Annotated in this window: 15 protein-coding genes; 4 read left to right on the top strand and 11 right to left on the bottom strand. The window is 70.5% G+C overall.

The features are described 5' to 3' along the window. Positions 1-22: 22 nt before the first annotated feature. Complete coding sequence (locus ADK55_RS01360) at positions 23-1,495, top strand: cytosine permease (protein ID WP_053675116.1); 1,473 nt, start codon at positions 23-25, stop codon at positions 1,493-1,495. 62 nt (positions 1,496-1,557) lie between these two features. Further along, a complete protein-coding gene (locus ADK55_RS01355) occupies positions 1,558-2,544 on the top strand; it encodes an LLM class flavin-dependent oxidoreductase (protein ID WP_053675115.1) in 987 nt (328 codons plus the stop codon). Between the two features lie 49 nt (positions 2,545-2,593). On the opposite strand, the gene ADK55_RS01350 is transcribed toward ADK55_RS01355, so the two are convergent. The 4 genes from ADK55_RS01350 to ADK55_RS01335 all read right to left on the bottom strand — a co-directional run bounded on the left by ADK55_RS01350 (position 2,594) and on the right by ADK55_RS01335 (position 9,138). Beyond that, on the bottom strand, positions 2,594-4,024 hold the full coding sequence (locus ADK55_RS01350) for a sugar porter family MFS transporter (protein ID WP_053675113.1): 1,431 nt from the start codon (positions 4,022-4,024) through the stop codon (positions 2,594-2,596). Between the two features lie 255 nt (positions 4,025-4,279). Next, on the bottom strand, positions 4,280-8,059 hold the full coding sequence (locus ADK55_RS01345) for an AAA family ATPase (protein WP_053675110.1): 3,780 nt from the start codon (positions 8,057-8,059) through the stop codon (positions 4,280-4,282). A 231-nt stretch (positions 8,060-8,290) separates the two neighbouring features. Then, complete coding sequence (locus ADK55_RS01340) at positions 8,291-8,506, bottom strand: hypothetical protein (RefSeq protein ID WP_030227372.1); 216 nt, start codon at positions 8,504-8,506, stop codon at positions 8,291-8,293. 350 nt (positions 8,507-8,856) lie between these two features. Then, complete coding sequence (locus tag ADK55_RS01335) at positions 8,857-9,138, bottom strand: acylphosphatase (RefSeq protein WP_053675108.1); 282 nt, start codon at positions 9,136-9,138, stop codon at positions 8,857-8,859. 142 nt (positions 9,139-9,280) lie between these two features. Here ADK55_RS01335 and ADK55_RS01330 point away from each other — a divergent pair, with 142 nt between their 5' ends. Then, positions 9,281-10,285 carry a CAP domain-containing protein gene (locus tag ADK55_RS01330; protein WP_053675105.1) on the top strand — a complete coding sequence of 335 codons (1,005 nt, stop codon included), beginning with the start codon at positions 9,281-9,283 and terminating at the stop codon, positions 10,283-10,285. A gap of 34 nt (positions 10,286-10,319) precedes the next feature. Here ADK55_RS01330 and ADK55_RS01325 read toward each other — a convergent pair whose 3' ends face one another. Further along, positions 10,320-10,925 carry a flavodoxin family protein gene (locus ADK55_RS01325; RefSeq protein WP_053675103.1) on the bottom strand — a complete coding sequence of 202 codons (606 nt, stop codon included), beginning with the start codon at positions 10,923-10,925 and terminating at the stop codon, positions 10,320-10,322. A gap of 128 nt (positions 10,926-11,053) precedes the next feature. Here ADK55_RS01325 and ADK55_RS01320 point away from each other — a divergent pair, with 128 nt between their 5' ends. Next, complete coding sequence (locus ADK55_RS01320) at positions 11,054-11,458, top strand: winged helix-turn-helix transcriptional regulator (RefSeq protein ID WP_053675101.1); 405 nt, start codon at positions 11,054-11,056, stop codon at positions 11,456-11,458. On the opposite strand, the gene mutM is transcribed toward ADK55_RS01320, so the two are convergent. From mutM to coaD, 6 genes are all read right to left on the bottom strand, one after another. Continuing rightward, positions 11,431-12,291 (bottom strand): bifunctional DNA-formamidopyrimidine glycosylase/DNA-(apurinic or apyrimidinic site) lyase, encoded by an 861-nt coding sequence (gene mutM, locus ADK55_RS01315; RefSeq protein ID WP_053675098.1) that lies wholly within the window; start codon positions 12,289-12,291, stop codon positions 11,431-11,433. The genes ADK55_RS01320 and mutM overlap by 28 nt on opposite strands. A 131-nt stretch (positions 12,292-12,422) precedes the next feature. Beyond that, entirely contained in the window at positions 12,423-13,268 is an 846-nt protein-coding gene (gene rnc, locus ADK55_RS01310) for a ribonuclease III (RefSeq protein ID WP_053675096.1), read from the bottom strand. Positions 13,269-13,287: 19 nt separating this feature from the next. Beyond that, entirely contained in the window at positions 13,288-13,461 is a 174-nt protein-coding gene (gene rpmF, locus ADK55_RS01305) for a 50S ribosomal protein L32 (RefSeq protein WP_053675094.1), read from the bottom strand. Between the two features lie 2 nt (positions 13,462-13,463). Then, complete coding sequence (locus tag ADK55_RS01300) at positions 13,464-14,165, bottom strand: YceD family protein (protein WP_371591454.1); 702 nt, start codon at positions 14,163-14,165, stop codon at positions 13,464-13,466. Positions 14,166-14,264: 99 nt separating this feature from the next. Further along, entirely contained in the window at positions 14,265-15,350 is a 1,086-nt protein-coding gene (locus tag ADK55_RS01295; RefSeq protein WP_053675090.1) for a DivIVA domain-containing protein, read from the bottom strand. A gap of 102 nt (positions 15,351-15,452) precedes the next feature. Then, complete coding sequence (gene coaD / locus ADK55_RS01290; RefSeq protein WP_199826417.1) at positions 15,453-15,932, bottom strand: pantetheine-phosphate adenylyltransferase; 480 nt, start codon at positions 15,930-15,932, stop codon at positions 15,453-15,455. Positions 15,933-15,947 lie beyond the last annotated feature (15 nt).

The raw sequence follows: 15,947 nt of genomic DNA, 5'->3' as shown, positions 1-15,947 counted from the left end.
CCACATCCCCACGGAGTAGTGCATGCCTGCCAAGCCCACTGCCGGTGCGACGGAGACCGCCCAGGAGACTGCGGTCGAGACCCGCGGACTGGAACCCGTACCGGACGACGAACGCGGCGGCCGGGTCCGCGAACTGGTCCCGACCTGGGTCGCCGCCAACATCAGCGTGCTGCTGTTGACCATGGGCGCGGGGCTCGTGATCTTCAACAAGCTCAACATCTGGCAGGTCCTCGTCGTCGCCATCGCCGCGCCCGTCCTCTCGTACGGGATCGTCGGCCTGATATCCATCGCCGGCAAGCGCGGCGGGGCTCCCGGCATGGCGCTCTCGCGGGCCGTCTTCGGGCAGCGCGGCAACCTGTTCCCCGGCGCGCTGATCTGGGTGGCCCGCTGGGGCTGGGAGACCATCAACGCGGTCAGCGGCGCCTACGCCGTGCTGACCGTCCTCGACCTGGTCTTCGGGATCAAGAGCAACACCGCGCTGATCGTCGTCACCCTGCTCTTCTTCGTGGGCTGCACCTTCGTGGTCTCCGGTCTCGGCATCAACGCGCTGCGCGTGTGCTCGAAGTGGTCGACGTACCTGTTCGGGGCGTTCAGCGTGCTCGTCCTCGGCTACCTGGTGTTCGACACCGACTGGGCGGCGGTACTCGACAAGCCCGCCGGATCCACCGCGATGATGATCGCGGGCATCGGCACGATCGCCGCCGGCGGCATCAGCTGGGTTCCGTCGGGCCCGGACTTCACCCGCTACCTGCCGCGGACCGCGTCCTCGAAGGCCATGGTCGGCGCGACGATCGGCGGCGCGGGGATCGTGGTCCTGCCCATGGTGCTGATGGGTGCGGTGATGGCCGTCGGCACCCCCGACCTGGCCTCCGCGCAGGACCCGGTCTCCTTCATCGGCGAGCTGCTGCCGATCTGGATCGCGGTCCCCTACCTGCTCATCGCGGTGGTCGGCATGCTGCTGATCAACTCGATGTCGATGTACTCGGCGGGCTTCACGGCGCAGACCCTCGGCATCAAGGTCCCGCGCGCCTGGGCCGTCAGCGTCAACGCGGTCATCAGTCTGGTCTTCGGGTTCCTGCTGATGGTCGTCGCGACGAGCTTCTTCGGCTCCTTCATCTCCTTCCTGACGCTGCTGGCCGTGGCCTTCTCCGCGTGGATCGGCGTCTTCGGCGTGGACATGTTGCGGCGCAAGTCCTACGACGGGCGCGCGCTGCTGGACACCACGGCCGGCAGCGCCTACTGGTACAAGGGCGGCTATGCCTGGCAGGCGATGACGGCCTGGGGCGTGGCCCTGGTGGTGGGGCTGCTGTTCACGAAGGTGGACTGGTTCAGCGGCCCGCTCGCCTCGACCTGGATCGGGCAGAACGGTCTGGGCTGGGTCGCGGGCATCCTCACGTCGGGCGTGCTGTACGCCGTCCTGCCCCGCACCGCGGCGCCGCGGTCCGCGCCGGTCGAGGCCGAGGAGCCGGTGCCCGCCGGAACCCTGGGCAACTGACGCAACGTCAGCTACCGTCCCCCTTCGCCCGCCCACCACATCCGGCGAAGGGGGACTTCTCCATGCCCATCACCGTGGCCCGCTTCAACCTCGTCGACCCGAACGGCACCCCGGAATCCCTCTCCGCCCGGTACAGGGCCGCGCTGGAGATGGCGAAGTACGCGGACGACCGCGGGATCGACACCGTCCAGACCGAGGAACACCACGGCACCGGGAACAACTGGATGCCCTCGCCCTTCCTCTTCGCGGGCGCGGTCTTCGGCGCCACGCGCCGTATCGCGGTCACCGTCTCCGCGATCATCGGCCCGCTCCACGACCCCTTGAAGGTGGCCGAGGACATCGCCGTGCTCGACCTGCTGAGCGGCGGCCGCCTGGTCACCGTCGCCGGCATCGGGTACCGACCCGAGGAGTACGAGCAGCACGGCGTGGAGTGGGGCCGGCGCGGCAGGCTCCAGGACGAGCTGCTGGAGACCCTGTTGAAGGCGTGGACCGGCGAGCCGTTCTCCTTCCGCGGCCGGACCGTACGGGTCACCCCGCGGCCGTTCACCCGGCCGCACCCGCTGCTGCTGGTCGGAGGCAGTTCACGGGCGGCGGCGCGGCGCGCGGCCCGGCTGGGGCTGCCCTTCTTCCCGAGCGCCCACCTGCCGGAGTTGGAGGCGTACTACCAGGAACAGCTCGCGGAGCACGGCACGGAGGGCTTCTGCATGATGCCCGCCGCGCAGACGCCGCTGCTGCACATCTCGGAGGATCCCGACCGGGCCTGGGCCGAGTACGGGGAGCACTTCCTGCACGAGGCCGGGATGTACGCGTCCTGGCAGTCCAAGGACATCGTCAGCGCCGTGCGGTCGGGCGCGCACTCGGTGTCCGAGCTGCGCGCGGAGGGTGTGTACCGGATCCTCACCCCGGACGAGGCGGTCGCCCACGCCCGAGCCGCCGGCGAGGCGGGCAACCTGGTGCTGCACCCACTGTGCGGCGGGATGCCCGTCGACGAGGGGTGGCGCAGCCTGCAGTTGCTGTGCGAACAGGTACTGCCCCGGCTCAAGAGCTGAGCGGGGGCAGTACCTGTCGGAAGAGGAGAGGGGGTGTTGGCGGGGGTGGTTACCCCATCTCCTCCAACGCCTTGCCCTTGGTCTCCGGCACCCACTTGAGGATGAACGGGATCGAGAGCAGGGCGAAGCACGCGTAGATGACGTAGGCGCCGGACAGGTTCCAGTCCGACAGCGACGGGAACGTGACCGTGATGACCCAGTTGGCGATCCACTGGGCGGCTGCCGCCACACCGAGGGCGGCGGCGCGGATGCGGCCCGGGAACATCTCGCCGAGCAGCACCCAGACCACCACGCCCCAGGACAGGGCGAAGAAGAGGACGAAGAAGTTGGCGGCGATCAGGGCCACCAGGCCCTGGGCGTGCGGCAGGGTGATGTCGTCCCCGCTGCCGGACCGGAAGGAGAAGGCCCAGGCGGCGAGCGAGAGGGAGATCGTCATGCCCACGGAGCCGATGAGGGCGAGCGGCTTGCGGCCGATCCGGTCGACCAGCAGCATCGCGATCACCGTACCGATGATGTTCACGACGGACGTCTCGAAGGAGTACAGGAACGAGGAGCTCGCGTCGATGCCGACCGACTGCCACAGCGAGGAGCTGTAGTAGAAGATCACGTTGATGCCGACGAGCTGCTGGAAGACGGAGAGGCCGATACCGATCCAGACGATCGGCAGGAAGCCGAAGCGGCCGCCGAGCAGGTCCTTGAAGGTCGACTTGTGCTCCGAGTGGATGGCGCTGTCGATCTCGCGGACGCGGGCGTCGGCGTCGATGCGGTCGCCCTCGACCTCGCGCAGGACGGTCTTGGCCTTCTCCATGCGGCCGACCGAGACGAGGAAGCGCGGGGACTCCGGGATGACGAAGGACAGCGCGCCGTAGAGCACGGCCGGGATGACCATGACGCCCAGCATCCACTGCCAGGCCTCCAGGCCGCCGATCTCTCCGCGCTGGTCTCCGCCGGCGAGGTTGAGGATGCCCCAGTTGACCAGCTGTGAGACGGCGATGCCGATGACGATCGCCGCCTGCTGGAACGAGGCGAGCCGGCCGCGGTAGGCGGGCGGGGAGACCTCGGCGATGTAGGCGGGGCCGATCACGGAGGCCATGCCGATGCCGAAGCCTCCGATGACGCGCCACATGGCGAGGTCCCAGAGGGCGAAGGGCAGGGCCGAACCGAGGGCGCTCGCGGTGAAGAGGACGGCCGCGATCTGCATGCAGCGGATGCGGCCGATCCGGTCGGCGAGGCGGCCGGCGGTGGCGGCGCCGAAGGCGCAGCCGATCAGCGCGGCGGCGATCACCTGGGCGAGCACCGCGGAGCCGACGTCGAAGCGGTCCCGAATGGCCTCGACGGCGCCGTTGATGACGGAACTGTCGTAACCGAAGAGGAAGCCACCCATGGCGGCGGCTGCGGTGATGAAGATGACGTGCCCGAGGTGGTCGGGGTGGCCCGCGCCTCCCCCGCCTGCCGCGGGTGCGTTCGCTGTGCTGGTCAAGGTGCGCTCCTGGGCCCGGCGCCGACGGCGGGCAGCGTGGGGGGTGTTGGTACTCGTGTCGTCGCCTGATCGTGTTCCTCCAGTGGGGCACATCAAACAGTGCACCACCACCTGAACATCAAGGCGACAGAGGAGAGCTTATGACTTCACTTCCTGAAGTCAATAGAAGATGAAGAACCCGTTTCACGCAGATGAATGCCAACGAACGAGTGAACCGCGAAGGCTTTGCGTTCACCTATTGAATGATGAAGGTGTCTAGCGGAGCCTCTGGCTGATCACTTTGGACACTCCATCTCCCTGCATGGAGACGCCGTACAGGGCATCGGCGACCTCCATCGTGCGTTTCTGATGCGTGATCACGATCAGCTGCGAGCTCTCCTGGAGCTCCTCCATGATCCGAATCAGCCGCTGTAGGTTGGTGTCGTCCAGGGCCGCCTCGACCTCGTCCATGACGTAGAACGGACTGGGTCGGGCCTTGAAGATGGACACCAGCAACGCGACCGCGGTCAGCGAACGCTCGCCGCCCGACAGCAGCGACAGCCTCTTGACCTTCTTGCCCGGCGGGCGCGCCTCGACGTCCACGCCGGTGGTCAGCATGTTGTCGGGGTCCGTGAGGATCAACCGGCCCTCGCCGCCGGGGAACAGCCGCGAGAACACCCCCTCGAACTGACGCGCCGTGTCCCGGTAGGCCTCCGTGAACACCTCCTCGACCCGCTGGTCGACCTCCTTCACGACCTGGAGCAGATCGGCCCTCGTCTTGCGCAGGTCCTCCAGTTGCTCGCTGAGGAACCTGTGCCGCTCCTCCAGCGCCGCGAACTCCTCCAGCGCCAGCGGATTGACCTTCCCCAACTGCTGGTAGGCGCGTTCCGCCGCCTTGAGCCGCTTCTCCTGCTGCGCCCGGACGTACGGTCCCGGCCGGTTCCGCGGGTGCTCCGGGTCCTCCGGCAGCTCCTCGCCCTCGGCGGCCGGCGACGGCGGCACCGGCTGGTCGGGGCCGTACTCGGCCACCAGCCCGGCGGCCTCCACCCCGAACTCCTCCAGGGCGCGGCCCTCGACCTGCTCGATCCGCAACCGCTTCTCGGCTCCGAGCACCTCGCCCCGGTGCACGGAGTCGGTCAGCTTGTCGAGCTCCCCCTTGAGGTCGCGGCCCCGGCCGCGGGCCTCGGCGAGCTCCCGTTCGCGCACCCCCTTGGCCTGCTCGGCGCCCGCGCGCTCCGCCTCGGCCCGACCGATCGACACCTCCAGATGGGCCAGGAGCTGTCGCGCTCCGTCGGCCACCGCCCGGCCCACCTCGGCCTCGTGGGCCAGCCGCTGCCGGCGCCGTTCGGCACGGGCCCTGGCCTCGCGCTCGGCCCTGGCGCCGCGGTCGAGCGCTTCCGCCCGGCCGGCCAGCCCCTTGACCCGTTCCTCGTGTGTCCTGAGCTGGAGCCGCGCCTCCATCTCGGTCTGTCGGGCGTTGGCCCCGTCGGCGGCGAGCCGGTCCCTCGCCGAGGTGTCCGGCTCCTCGTCCACCGGCATCTCCTCGGCGACGGCGAGCCGTTCCGCGCACTCCTCCACCTCGATGCGCGCCTGCTCCAGCGCGCCCTGCGCCACGGTCGCGGCAGCGACGCTCCGTTCGGCCTCGCCCGCCGCGCCCTTCGCCTGTCCCGCGAGCCGGCCCAGTTGCTGCGCGACCCCGGCCCGGGCCCGCTCGCCCTCCCGGCGCCGCTCGGCCAGCTCCTCGACGAGCCGGACCGCCTCCTGCCGGTCGGCGTGGGCGCTCTCCTTGGCGCCGGCCAGCCCGACGCACTCCTCCTCCAACCGCGCCAGCTCGGCCGCGGCCTCGTCCACGGCGGCCCGTACCTCGATGAGGCTCGGCGCCCCGGCGGAACCGCCGTGCGCGAGATGTGCCCCCAGAACGTCCCCGTCGGCGGTCACCGCCACCAGGTCGGCCCGCTCGGCCACCAGCGCCTCGGCCTCGTCCAGGGTCGCGACGACGACGTACTCCCGCAGGGCCCAGGCCACGGCCCGGACCACGCCGGGGTCTCCCGCCACCAGGCTCCCGGCCGGTACCCCGAGCGTGCGCGATCCGGCCGCGGTCGAGGCCGGCACGGACTGCGGAGCGGTCGGAGCGGGCACGTGAGCGGCGGCCGGGGCGGGGCGCTCCGCCACCGGAACGGACAGCGCAGCCGGGGCCGAAGCCGAAGCGGGCACCGTAGCCGGCCCGGGCGCCGGCGCCTGGACGGCGTGCGCGCCCGGGCCGGCGCTCTGGCCCGGCAGGCTCCCCTCACCCGACGGCCGGCCTTCCGGATCCACGGCCTGACCGGGCAGGACGGTCGCGAACTCCGGGGCGATCAGGAAGGTGACCCGCCCCGCGTCCGTGTCCCTCAGGTGCCGAATGGCATCGGCCGCCACCCCCGCCGAGGTCACGGCGAGCGCGTCGGCCGCCGCCCCCAACGCGGCCGCGACCGCCACCTCGTACCCCGGCGCCACCGTCACCCGTTCGGCCGCCGGGCCGAGCAGCCCGTCCAGCCGTTCGCGCGCGCCGAGCAGGCTGCCCGTGCCGTCCTTGCGCCGCAGCGCCGGCGCCAACGCGTCCCGCCGGGCCGCCACGGCCGCCCGGGAACGCTCCGCCGAGGTCAGCGCCTCGCGCGCCGCCGACAGGGCTGCCTCGGATTCCGCCAGCCGGGCCCGCGCCGCCTCGTGCTCCCCGTCGACGGCCGGGTCGTCGAGGGCTCCGACCTCCTCGGCCAACGCCTCGTACTCCGCCTGCGCCCGCGCCGCACGGGCTTCGGCGTCGTCGCGCGCCGCCTCCAGCCGTTCGATCTCCGCCTGCGCGGCGCCTGCCCTGGACCGGGCCGCGCCGAGCCGTCCGGTCAGTCGGGCCAACCCCTCGCGCCGGTCGGCGATGGCCCGCGCCGCGTCCCGCAGCCGCCGTTCCTCGTCGGCCAGGGAACGCTCCAGCTCCGCCCGGTGCTCGACCGTGTCCTCCAGCGCCCGTGAAGCCGCCTCCAGAGCGGCCGTCAGTTCGGCTTCCTGCTCACGGATCCGCGCCGCCTCGCGCTCCATCTCCTCGGGATCACGGCCGCGCCGCTCGTCCTCCGGCGGCGCCGACGCGCTCTTGACCCGCGCCTGCGCCAGGGAAACGGTTCCGCGCACCCGTTCGGCCGACTGGGAGAGTGCGTGCCAGGTCTGCTGGGCCCGTTGCAGCCGGGGCGCGAGTTCCCGTACCGCCTCCTCCAGCTCGGCCTCGCGTCGCAGCGCGCCCGCCAGCTCCCGCTCGGCCGCCTCCTTGCGTTCCTTCAGCGCCGCCTCGTCCGCGATCTCCGCGTCCAACGCGCCCTTCAGGGTGACCAGGTCGTCGGCGAGCAGCCGCAGTCGCGCGTCCCGCAGGTCGGCCTGGATCACGGCGGCCCGGCGGGCCACCGCCGCCTGGCGCCCGAGCGGCTTGAGCTGTCGCCGCAGTTCGTCGTTGAGGTCCTGCACGCGCGCGAGGTTGGCCCGCATCGCGTCAAGCTTCCGCAGCGCCTTCTCTTTCCGCTTGCGGTGCTTCAGTACGCCGGCCGCCTCCTCGATGAAGGCGCGGCGGCCCATCGGATCGGCGTGCAGTACGGAGTCCAGTTGGCCCTGTCCGACGATGACGTGCATCTCCCGGCCGATGCCGGAGTCGGAGAGCAGCTCCTGGATGTCGAGCAACCGGCAGGTGTCGCCGTTGATCTGGTACTCGCTGCTGCCGCCGCGGAACATGATCCGCGTGATGGTGACCTCGGCGTACTCGATCGGCAGCGCGCCGTCGGAGTTGTCGATGGTCAGCGAGACCTCGGCGCGCCCCAGGGGCGGCCGGCCCGTCGTGCCGGCGAAGATGACGTCTTCCATCTTCCCGCCGCGCAGGGACTTCGCCCCTTGTTCGCCCATGACCCAGGACAGCGCGTCCACCACATTGGACTTGCCCGATCCGTTCGGGCCGACGACACAGGTGATCCCCGGCTCGAAGCGCAGGGTGGTCGCGGAAGCAAATGATTTGAAGCCACGCAGGGTCAGGGACTTGAGGTGCACGCCGCCGGACTCTACCTTTCACGTTCGGTTTCACCCATGAAGGTGCAGGGGAGATCAGACGTCAAAGGAATCAACCCCCCCCACCTGGCCCAATGATGCGGCCGGGCGGGACGGCCGGCGGGTGAGGGGCCGGCGGTGCGAGGAGGAGCCGGCCGTGAAAGAAAGAAGGGACGCCGGAGCGTCCCTTGCAGATCAAACGGGGCTGGAATCGAGCGACGAGTGAAGCGCGGATCAGGTGAGCGCAGGCTCCGCCTGGGGTACGTCGAGGTCGATGCTGTCGAGCAGCGAGTCTCCGTGCTGAGCGGCGGCCGCGTTCAGTGCGTCGTTCTCGGACTGGATTCGTCCGAGCTCGGACTCGAGGTCCTGGACGCGCTGCTGAAGCCGTCGCATCTCGGCGAGGAGTCGCGGGTCGGAACCGCCGACGTAACCGAGAAGCGCCTTTGCCATGATGGATGGTCCTCCACACTGAGTGACCGACCGAGAGCGGTGTGGGTCGTGAGGGAATCGCACCCGCGGATGTCCGGCAGCAACTGACAGTCACTGCGCTTACTACTGCCAACACTGCCAAACAGCTCAGGTGCGCGGGGCTTCCAGCGTCTCACCAAAAAGTTTGACGGTCAACACGATCACGCCCCGTATCGGCGGGCGGCCCGGCGCTCGACTACGGCGCGGAGATCATCCTCATCTCCGAGCCTTCCACGGATCGCGACCGACGGCAACGGCTCCGCGACGAATGCGCAGTTCCGACCGGGTGTCGACCATCCAGAGATCTGATCAGTGCATGATCAGTCGATCCGTCATCGGATCGCGAATCCGTCGTAGCCACCGCGCGGTGTGCCCCAGATCTCTGTCACCCCGTCCACCCGGCCGGGCGTGTCGGCGGAACGCAGCCAGTCCAGCAGCCGGTGGCAATTCTCACGTTGACCTTCGGCCACCACCTGTACTCGACCGTCGTCCAGGTTGAGCGCGAAGCCGACCACCTCGCCGATCTCCAGAGCATTGGCCCTGGTGAACCAGCGGAAGCCCACTCCCTGTACACGGCCGCGCACCCATGCGGTCAGCCGGACTTCTTCATTCATGCGTGAACGCTAACCGGGGCGTCCGATTCGCGGCACATCGCCCCCCGGGTCCCATGGCGTACAGTCCCGCTCCAATGAGCTCATCCGTTTGGGCGAGCAAAGATTGATCGTTGAAGGATCGCTGAAGGAAGGCACGACGCCGATGGGACGCCACAAACTCCCCGCTTCGCCGCGCCGCGGCGGCGGCAAGCGCGGCACCGCCGTCCGCATCGGCATCGTGGGTGTCCCGGTGGCCCTGCTCCTCGGCACGACGGCGGTCGTCACGACCGGCATCGTCCCGGTCGGCGACTCCTTCCCCTACGTCGGAACGGACGCCGGCTCGAAGACGGAGGCCAAGGCCTCGCCGTCCGCCCGTGACGAGAACGCGGTACAGGGGCAGGGTGGCCTCGCCGGTCTGCAGGGCCGCGCTTCCACGCCCGCCGCCCCGGACAGCGCCACGCCGACCCGGCCGTCGCCGCCGTCCCCCTCGACCTCGGCCTCGCCCACGCCGAAGCCCACGCCGAAGCCCCCGTCGCCGAAGCCCTCCGCCTCGACGAAGGCGCCGGAACCGGTGAAACCCCAGCCCGTGAAGCCCCAGCCCGTGAAGCCCCGGCCCGTGAAGCCGGAACCGGTCAAGCCCCAGCCCGTGAAGCCCAAGCCGGAGCCGGAGCCGGAGAAGCCCGCCGCCCCCGCCCCGAAGCCCGAGCCCAAGCCGGACCCCAAGCCGGCGCCGACCGGTGAGCCTCCGGCCCCCGCGCCGAAGCCCACGGCGCCCGCGCCCTCCGGCGGGCACTCCGCCGAGGAGGCGGCCGTCCTGACCCTGGTGAACCAGGAGCGTGCCCAGGCGGGCTGTGGCCCGGTCCGGGCGAACCCGCCGCTCGCGACGCTGGCGGGCGCGTTCAGCAAGGACATGGCCGTACGGGGCTTCTTCGACCACACCGACCCGGACGGGAACACCCCGTGGAAGCGGGCCGACAACGCGGGCATATCCGGCCTCGGCGGCGAGAACATAGCCCGCGGCCAGGGTGACGCCGACGCGGTGATGAAGGCCTGGATGAACAGCCCGGGCCACAAGGCGAACATCCTGAACTGCGAGTTCCGCACCCTGGGCGTCGGCGCCTACTTCGCCGACGGCGGCCCGTGGTGGACCCAGGACTTCGGCTTCTAGTAGCCCTGCTCCCGGACGACCTTCGCCCCGCCGACTACCGCGCGGCGAGGGCGGCGCGGCCCGCCAGGACCACGCGGGTGTGCTCGGCGACGCGCCGGCCGAGGTGCTCGGCGGTGGCGATGTCCGCCTTGTGGACCGCCTCGGGGCCCTGGTCGGAGTTGGTCTGGGCGGCCGCGCCCGAGAAGAAGCCGAGGCGGTTCAGGTCGTACTCGGAGCCGGTGGTGGAGTTCCAGCCCGGCTTGAGGCCCAGGTTGACCCAGCTCATCGCGTGCTGCGCGGCCAGCGTCTGGAAGAACTGCAGGGTGTGCATCTTGTCGCCGCTCTTGGAGCCGGAGTTGGTGAAGCCCGCGGCGATCTTGTCCTGCCACACGTCCCCGAACCAGCGCTTCGAGGTGGCCTCGGCGAAGACGTGGAAGGCACCCGAGGCGGTGCCCATGTACGTCGGGGAGCCGAAGATGATCGCGTCCGACGCGTCCAGCAGCGCCCACCGCGCGTCGTCGATCTCGTCGACCTTGACGAGGTGGACGGTCGCGCCGGCGTCGGCGGCTCCCGCCCGGACGGCCTCGGCGACGACCGCGGTGTGGCCGTATCCCGAGTGGTAGGCGACCGAGACGACGGGCGTGGGCGTGATGTCGGACATGGTGGTTCTCCCTCAAGGATGTGCTCGATGCGTCGCGTCGCGGCACGACGACGACGAGGGAAAGAGAACCACTAACTTTTCGAAAGCGCAAGCAGACAGTTAGCGCTACCCGAAGGTACGCTTGCGCTATGGAGACCCCTGTTCGTACGGACGCGCCCCCATCGGAACTGCCTTTCGATGTCTTCGCCCGCACCTGCCCCTCTCGGGAAACCCTGGAGCACGTCACCGGACGCTGGGGCAGTCTGACCGTGGGCGCCCTGCGCGACGGCGCCTGTCGCTTCAACGAGTTGCGTCGCCGTGTGGACGGCGTCAGCGAGAAGATGCTCTCCCAGACCCTGCACGCGCTGGAACGCGACGGCATAGTCCACCGCGAGGCGCAGCCCACGAACCCGCCCCGCGTCGACTACGAACTCACACCCCTGGGGCACGAGGTCGCCGCCCGGCTGCTCGCCCTGATCCACTTCCTGGAGGGCAGCATGCAGCAGGTGCTGACCGCCCGGGCGTCCTACGACGCGGAGCGCGGCGGCCGCTGACAGCGCGGGCAGAAGTAGCTCGACCGGTTCATCCACGGCCGGCGGCGCATCGGAGTCCCGCAGCGCCGGCAGGGCTCGTCCTCCCGGCCGTAGGCGTCGAGCGAGCGGTCGAAGTAACCGGATTCCCCGTTCACGTTGACGTACAGGCTGTCGAAGCTGGTCCCGCCGACGGCGAGCGCGGCGTTCATGACGTCACGGACGTGGGAGAGGAGTTCCGCGCTCCGGGGGCGCGTGAGCGTGGCGGTCGGGCGCTCGTAGTGCAGCCGGGCGCGCCACAGGGCCTCGTCGGCGTAGATGTTGCCGACCCCGCTGATGAGCGACTGGTCCAGCAGGGCCCGCTTGACCGTGGTCCGCTTGGCGCGCAGCGCGAGATGGTAGGCGGCTTCGGGGAAGAGCGGGTCCAGTGGGTCGCGGGCGATGTGCGCGATGACGTCGGGGAGCCCGTCGGGGGTGTTCTCGTGCAGGGACAGCCCGCCGAAGGTCCGCTGGTCCACGAAGCGCAGCTCGGTGCCGGTCGCGTCGTCGAAGCGCACGCGGATCCGCAGGTGCTTCTCGTCGGGGGAGCCGACCGGCTGCACCAGTAGTTGGCCGCTCATGCCGAGGTGGCCCAGCACCGACAGGTCCCGTTCCACGAGCGGCAGCCACAGGTACTTCCCGCGCCGCTGCGGCACCCCGACGGTCTCCCCGGTGAGGCGGGCGGCGAAGTCGGCGCCGCCGCCCGGGTGCCGCCGTACGGCTCGGGGGTGCAGTACCTCGACGGACCCGATGGTCCGCCCGGCCACCCAACGCTCCAAACCGCGCCGCACCACTTCGACTTCGGGCAGCTCGGGCACGGTGTTCCTCCGGGAGGCGACGGGGCTGGACGCTCCGCCGAGCCTACCGGCCGCCCTCGGGGTGCCCGGGAACGGGACCGCCCCCGCCCCTCCGGAGAGGGGCGGGGGCGGGGAACATCCCGAAGGAAGGGTCAGGCGCCCGGCGACGGTTCGACGGGCGTCGGCGCCCCGCCGTCCTCGGCCGCGGCCGGAGCCACGACCTCTGCCGGAGCGGCTGCGGCAGCGGCTGCCGCCGCGATCCGCTCGTCCGCCGCGGCGCGGATCCCGCGCCACGCGGACTCGGCCGCCTGCTGTTCCGCTTCCTTCTTGCTGCGGCCGGTGCCGGTGCCGTACGAGACACCACCGACGCGAGCGGCAGCTGTGAAGGTCTTCTCGTGGTCCGGACCGGTCTCGGTGACCAGGTATTCCGGTACACCAAGGCCTTCGGCCGCCGTGAGCTCCTGGAGACTGGTCTTCCAGTCCAGGCCGGCCCCGAGGTTGGAGGACTTCTCGATGAGCGGGTCGAAGAGCCGGTGGACCAGCTCCGAGGCCGCGTCGAGGCCCTGATCGAGGTAGACCGCGCCGATCACCGCTTCAAGGGTGTCGGCGAGGATGGAGGCCTTGTCCCGGCCACCCGTGCCCTCTTCGCCCCGGCCGAGCCGGATGAAGGAGCCGAGTTCGAGGCCACGCCCGACCTCCGCAAGTGCGCGCGAGTTGACCACAGCGGCCCGCAGTTTGGCCAGTTGGCCTTCCGGCAGGTCCGGGTGGGTCGTGTACAACGTGTCCGTGACCACCAGGCCGAGCACGGAGTCCCCGAGGAACTCCAGGCGCTCGTTGGTGGGCAGACCGCCGTTCTCGTACGCGTACGAGCGGTGGGTCAGTGCACGCACCAGAAGGGCGGTCTCGAGTTGGTACCCGAGCCGCCCTTCCAGAAGCACGTGGGACGAGGCCGCGTTGTTACTGTCTGCCTGCTTCTCAGCGTTGGACAGCTCAGACATTGCGCCTCTCACCAGCCGCTCAGACCTCGAGAACCTGGCGCTTGTTGTAGGTGCCGCAGCTCGGGCACGCAATGTGCTGGAGCTTCGGCTCCTGGCAGCGCTCGCACGAAACCAGGTTGGGGACCGCAGCCTTCCACTGCGACCGGCGGTGGCGCGTGTTGCTGCGCGACATCTTCCGCTTCGGAACAGCCACGGCTACTTCTCCTGCTTCTCGGCGGCGCTCTGAACTCCGTCAGATGCAGTGCCGCTCATGTTGTCCTTCTCGTCGTCCTGATCGGTCACGACGAGTTCCTGCAAGGCCGCCCAACGGATGTCGACGGCCTCATGGTGGTGGTCCGGGTCGTCGTTCAGGCTGAGCCCGCAATCGGGGCACAGTCCGAGACAGTCTTCTCGGCACACCGGCTGCAGCGGCAGTGCGAGCACCACCACGTCGCGCAGCAGGGGTTCGAGGTCGAACAAGCCGTCCTCGAGGAAGAGCGTGTCCTCGTCGTCCTCGGCGTCGTCGGCCGGTTCCGCCTTGGAGCGGCTCCGGTCGTCGGCGTCAGGGTACGAGAACATCTCCTGGAAGTCCGCCTTGAGCTCGCGCCCGACAGACTCCAGACACCTTACGCACTCCCCCACGGCCGATGCACGGGCGGTGCCTGTGACAAGCACCCCTTCCATGACCGACTCCAGGCGGAGGCTGAGCTTCAGCGGGGCGCCTTCCGGTACCCCGATGACGCCGGCGAGACCGAGGTCCGCCGGTGCCGCGATCTCACGGGACAGCCGCTGCATGGCACCAGGACGCCGCCCCAGCTCGTGCGTGTCGAACACGAGGGGGTTGTGGTGGTCGAGGCGGGTATTCAGGGCCGTTCCTGCTTTCACAGATCGCTGAAGATCAAAGTTTCTGCCGCTCACGGGCAGCATGGATCGCGGTGCATACGCGCGACCGAAGAGCCAGGATACCCGCCGCCTCGCTCTGAGCCCAATCCGGCCCCGAGAGCGACCCGAGCGCCTCTAGCGACCCTGCTCGTACTGTCGCAGCTGGTTCAGGTCGATCATGCTCGTGTCGAAGAAGCTGGTCTCGTCGAGCGCGGGCTGCCGGGGCACCTGCTGTTCGTGCTGTTGCCCGCCCTGGTGCTGCTGGTCCTGATAGGACGGGACCTGCTGCTGATAGGCCCCGTACGGGTCCGGCTGCTGCTGGTAGGAACCGGCGTAGGGATCGGGCTGCTGCTGGTAGCCGTACGGATCCTGGTACGCGGCGTACGCGTCCTGCTGGTGGGCCGCCGGCTGCTGGTAGGAGTAGCCGTCGTACACGGGCTCCTGCGGCGCCGGCGCCTGGACCTGGGCCGGGATCACCGGGGCCGCCGGCTCGGCCAGACCGGCCAGGAAGTCCGCGTCGCTCGACGAGCGGCCCTGCTGGAGGCCCACCGCGTCCTGGGCCGCCATGTGCGCACCGAGGTCGTCCGCGGGCGCGCGCCCCAGCAGCTTCTGGCGGCCGCGCCCCACCGCCTCCAGGGTCTTGGACAGCACCGCCTCGAAGGTCGCCAGCTTGGTGTCCACGTACGCGTCGGCCTGCTCGCGCCGGACCTGCGGATCCGGGCTGGGCTCGGGGGCGTCGTGGTCCGCGGGGTCCTCGTAGCCGTCGGCCGGGCCCGGGCCGCGTCCCAGCAGCTTCTCCCGGCCGCGGTCCACCGAGCCGATGGTCTTGCTGAGCACGACCTCGAAGTTGGCGAGCTTGCTGTCGACGTAGTCGTCCGCCTCGGCCCGGATCTCCTCGGCCTCCCGGCGGGCGTCCGCGAGGATCCGGTCCGCCTCGGCCTGCGAGCGGCGCGCGACCTCCGTGTCGGAGATGAGGGAGCCCCGTTGGGCGTGCGCCGACTCGATGATCCGGTCCGCCTCCCGGCGGGCCTCCTCGACCATCTGCTCCCGGCCGCCGATGAGCTCCCGCGCCTGTTCGAGCGACCCGGGCAGGGCCTCGCGCACCTCTTCGAGCTGCGCGAGCAGCTCCGCGCGATTGATCACGCACGAGGAGGACATGGGCATGGACCGGGCGCCGCCGACGGCCGCGACGATCTCGTCGAGCTTCTTCTGCACGTCCATGGGGCTCGCACTCTCTCGGCCTCGGGCGGTTCCCGAGTCGGACCCGACGACTGTAAGGCCCCGGGGTACGGGCCCGGGCGGGACCGGGGCGACAACGACCCGTCAGCGGTCGCGCAGTCGCTCCAGGAGGGCGGCGTGCACGTGCGCCGGCAGCAGGTGGGCCACGTCGCCGCCCCAGGTGGCGACCTCCTTGACCAGGGAGGACGACAGGAAGCTGTAGGTGGGGTTGGTCGGCACGAACAGCGTTTCGACGCCCGACAGTCCCATGTTCATCTGGGCCATCTGCAGCTCGTAGTCGAAGTCGCTGACGGCGCGCAGGCCCTTGACGATGGCCGGGATGTCCCGCTGCTTGCAGAAGTCGACCAGCAGTCCGTGGAAGGACTCGACCTCCACGTTCCCGTAGTCGGCCGTCGCCTCCCGGATCAGCTCGATCCGCTCCTCGACGGTGAACAACCCCTGCTTGGACTGGTTGATCATCACGGCGACGTGGACCACGTCGTAGAGCCGGGAGGCCCGGCCGATGATGTCGAGGTGTCCGTTGGTGATGGGGTCGAACGACCCCGGACAGACGGCGCGGCGCAACTGAATTCCCTCGCT

Source organism: Streptomyces sp. WM4235 (genome assembly GCF_001279725.1).
GTDB lineage: Bacteria > Actinomycetota > Actinomycetes > Streptomycetales > Streptomycetaceae > Streptomyces.
This window is presented reverse-complemented; position numbering and strand designations above follow the sequence as displayed.

Coding starts and splice junctions, on each gene's coding strand:
- ADK55_RS01355 (WP_053675115.1), top strand. CDS start 1,558: ATGCCCATCACCGTGGCCCGCTTCAACCTCGTCGACCCGAACGGCACC.
- ADK55_RS01320 (WP_053675101.1), top strand. CDS start 11,054: ATGGAGACCCCTGTTCGTACGGACGCGCCCCCATCGGAACTGCCTTTC.
- ADK55_RS01340 (WP_030227372.1), bottom strand. CDS start 8,506: ATGGCAAAGGCGCTTCTCGGTTACGTCGGCGGTTCCGACCCGCGACTC.
- ADK55_RS01295 (WP_053675090.1), bottom strand. CDS start 15,350: ATGGACGTGCAGAAGAAGCTCGACGAGATCGTCGCGGCCGTCGGCGGC.
- ADK55_RS01335 (WP_053675108.1), bottom strand. CDS start 9,138: ATGAATGAAGAAGTCCGGCTGACCGCATGGGTGCGCGGCCGTGTACAG.
- rnc (WP_053675096.1), bottom strand. CDS start 13,268: ATGTCTGAGCTGTCCAACGCTGAGAAGCAGGCAGACAGTAACAACGCG.
- ADK55_RS01325 (WP_053675103.1), bottom strand. CDS start 10,925: ATGTCCGACATCACGCCCACGCCCGTCGTCTCGGTCGCCTACCACTCG.
- ADK55_RS01360 (WP_053675116.1), top strand. CDS start 23: ATGCCTGCCAAGCCCACTGCCGGTGCGACGGAGACCGCCCAGGAGACT.
- ADK55_RS01330 (WP_053675105.1), top strand. CDS start 9,281: ATGGGACGCCACAAACTCCCCGCTTCGCCGCGCCGCGGCGGCGGCAAG.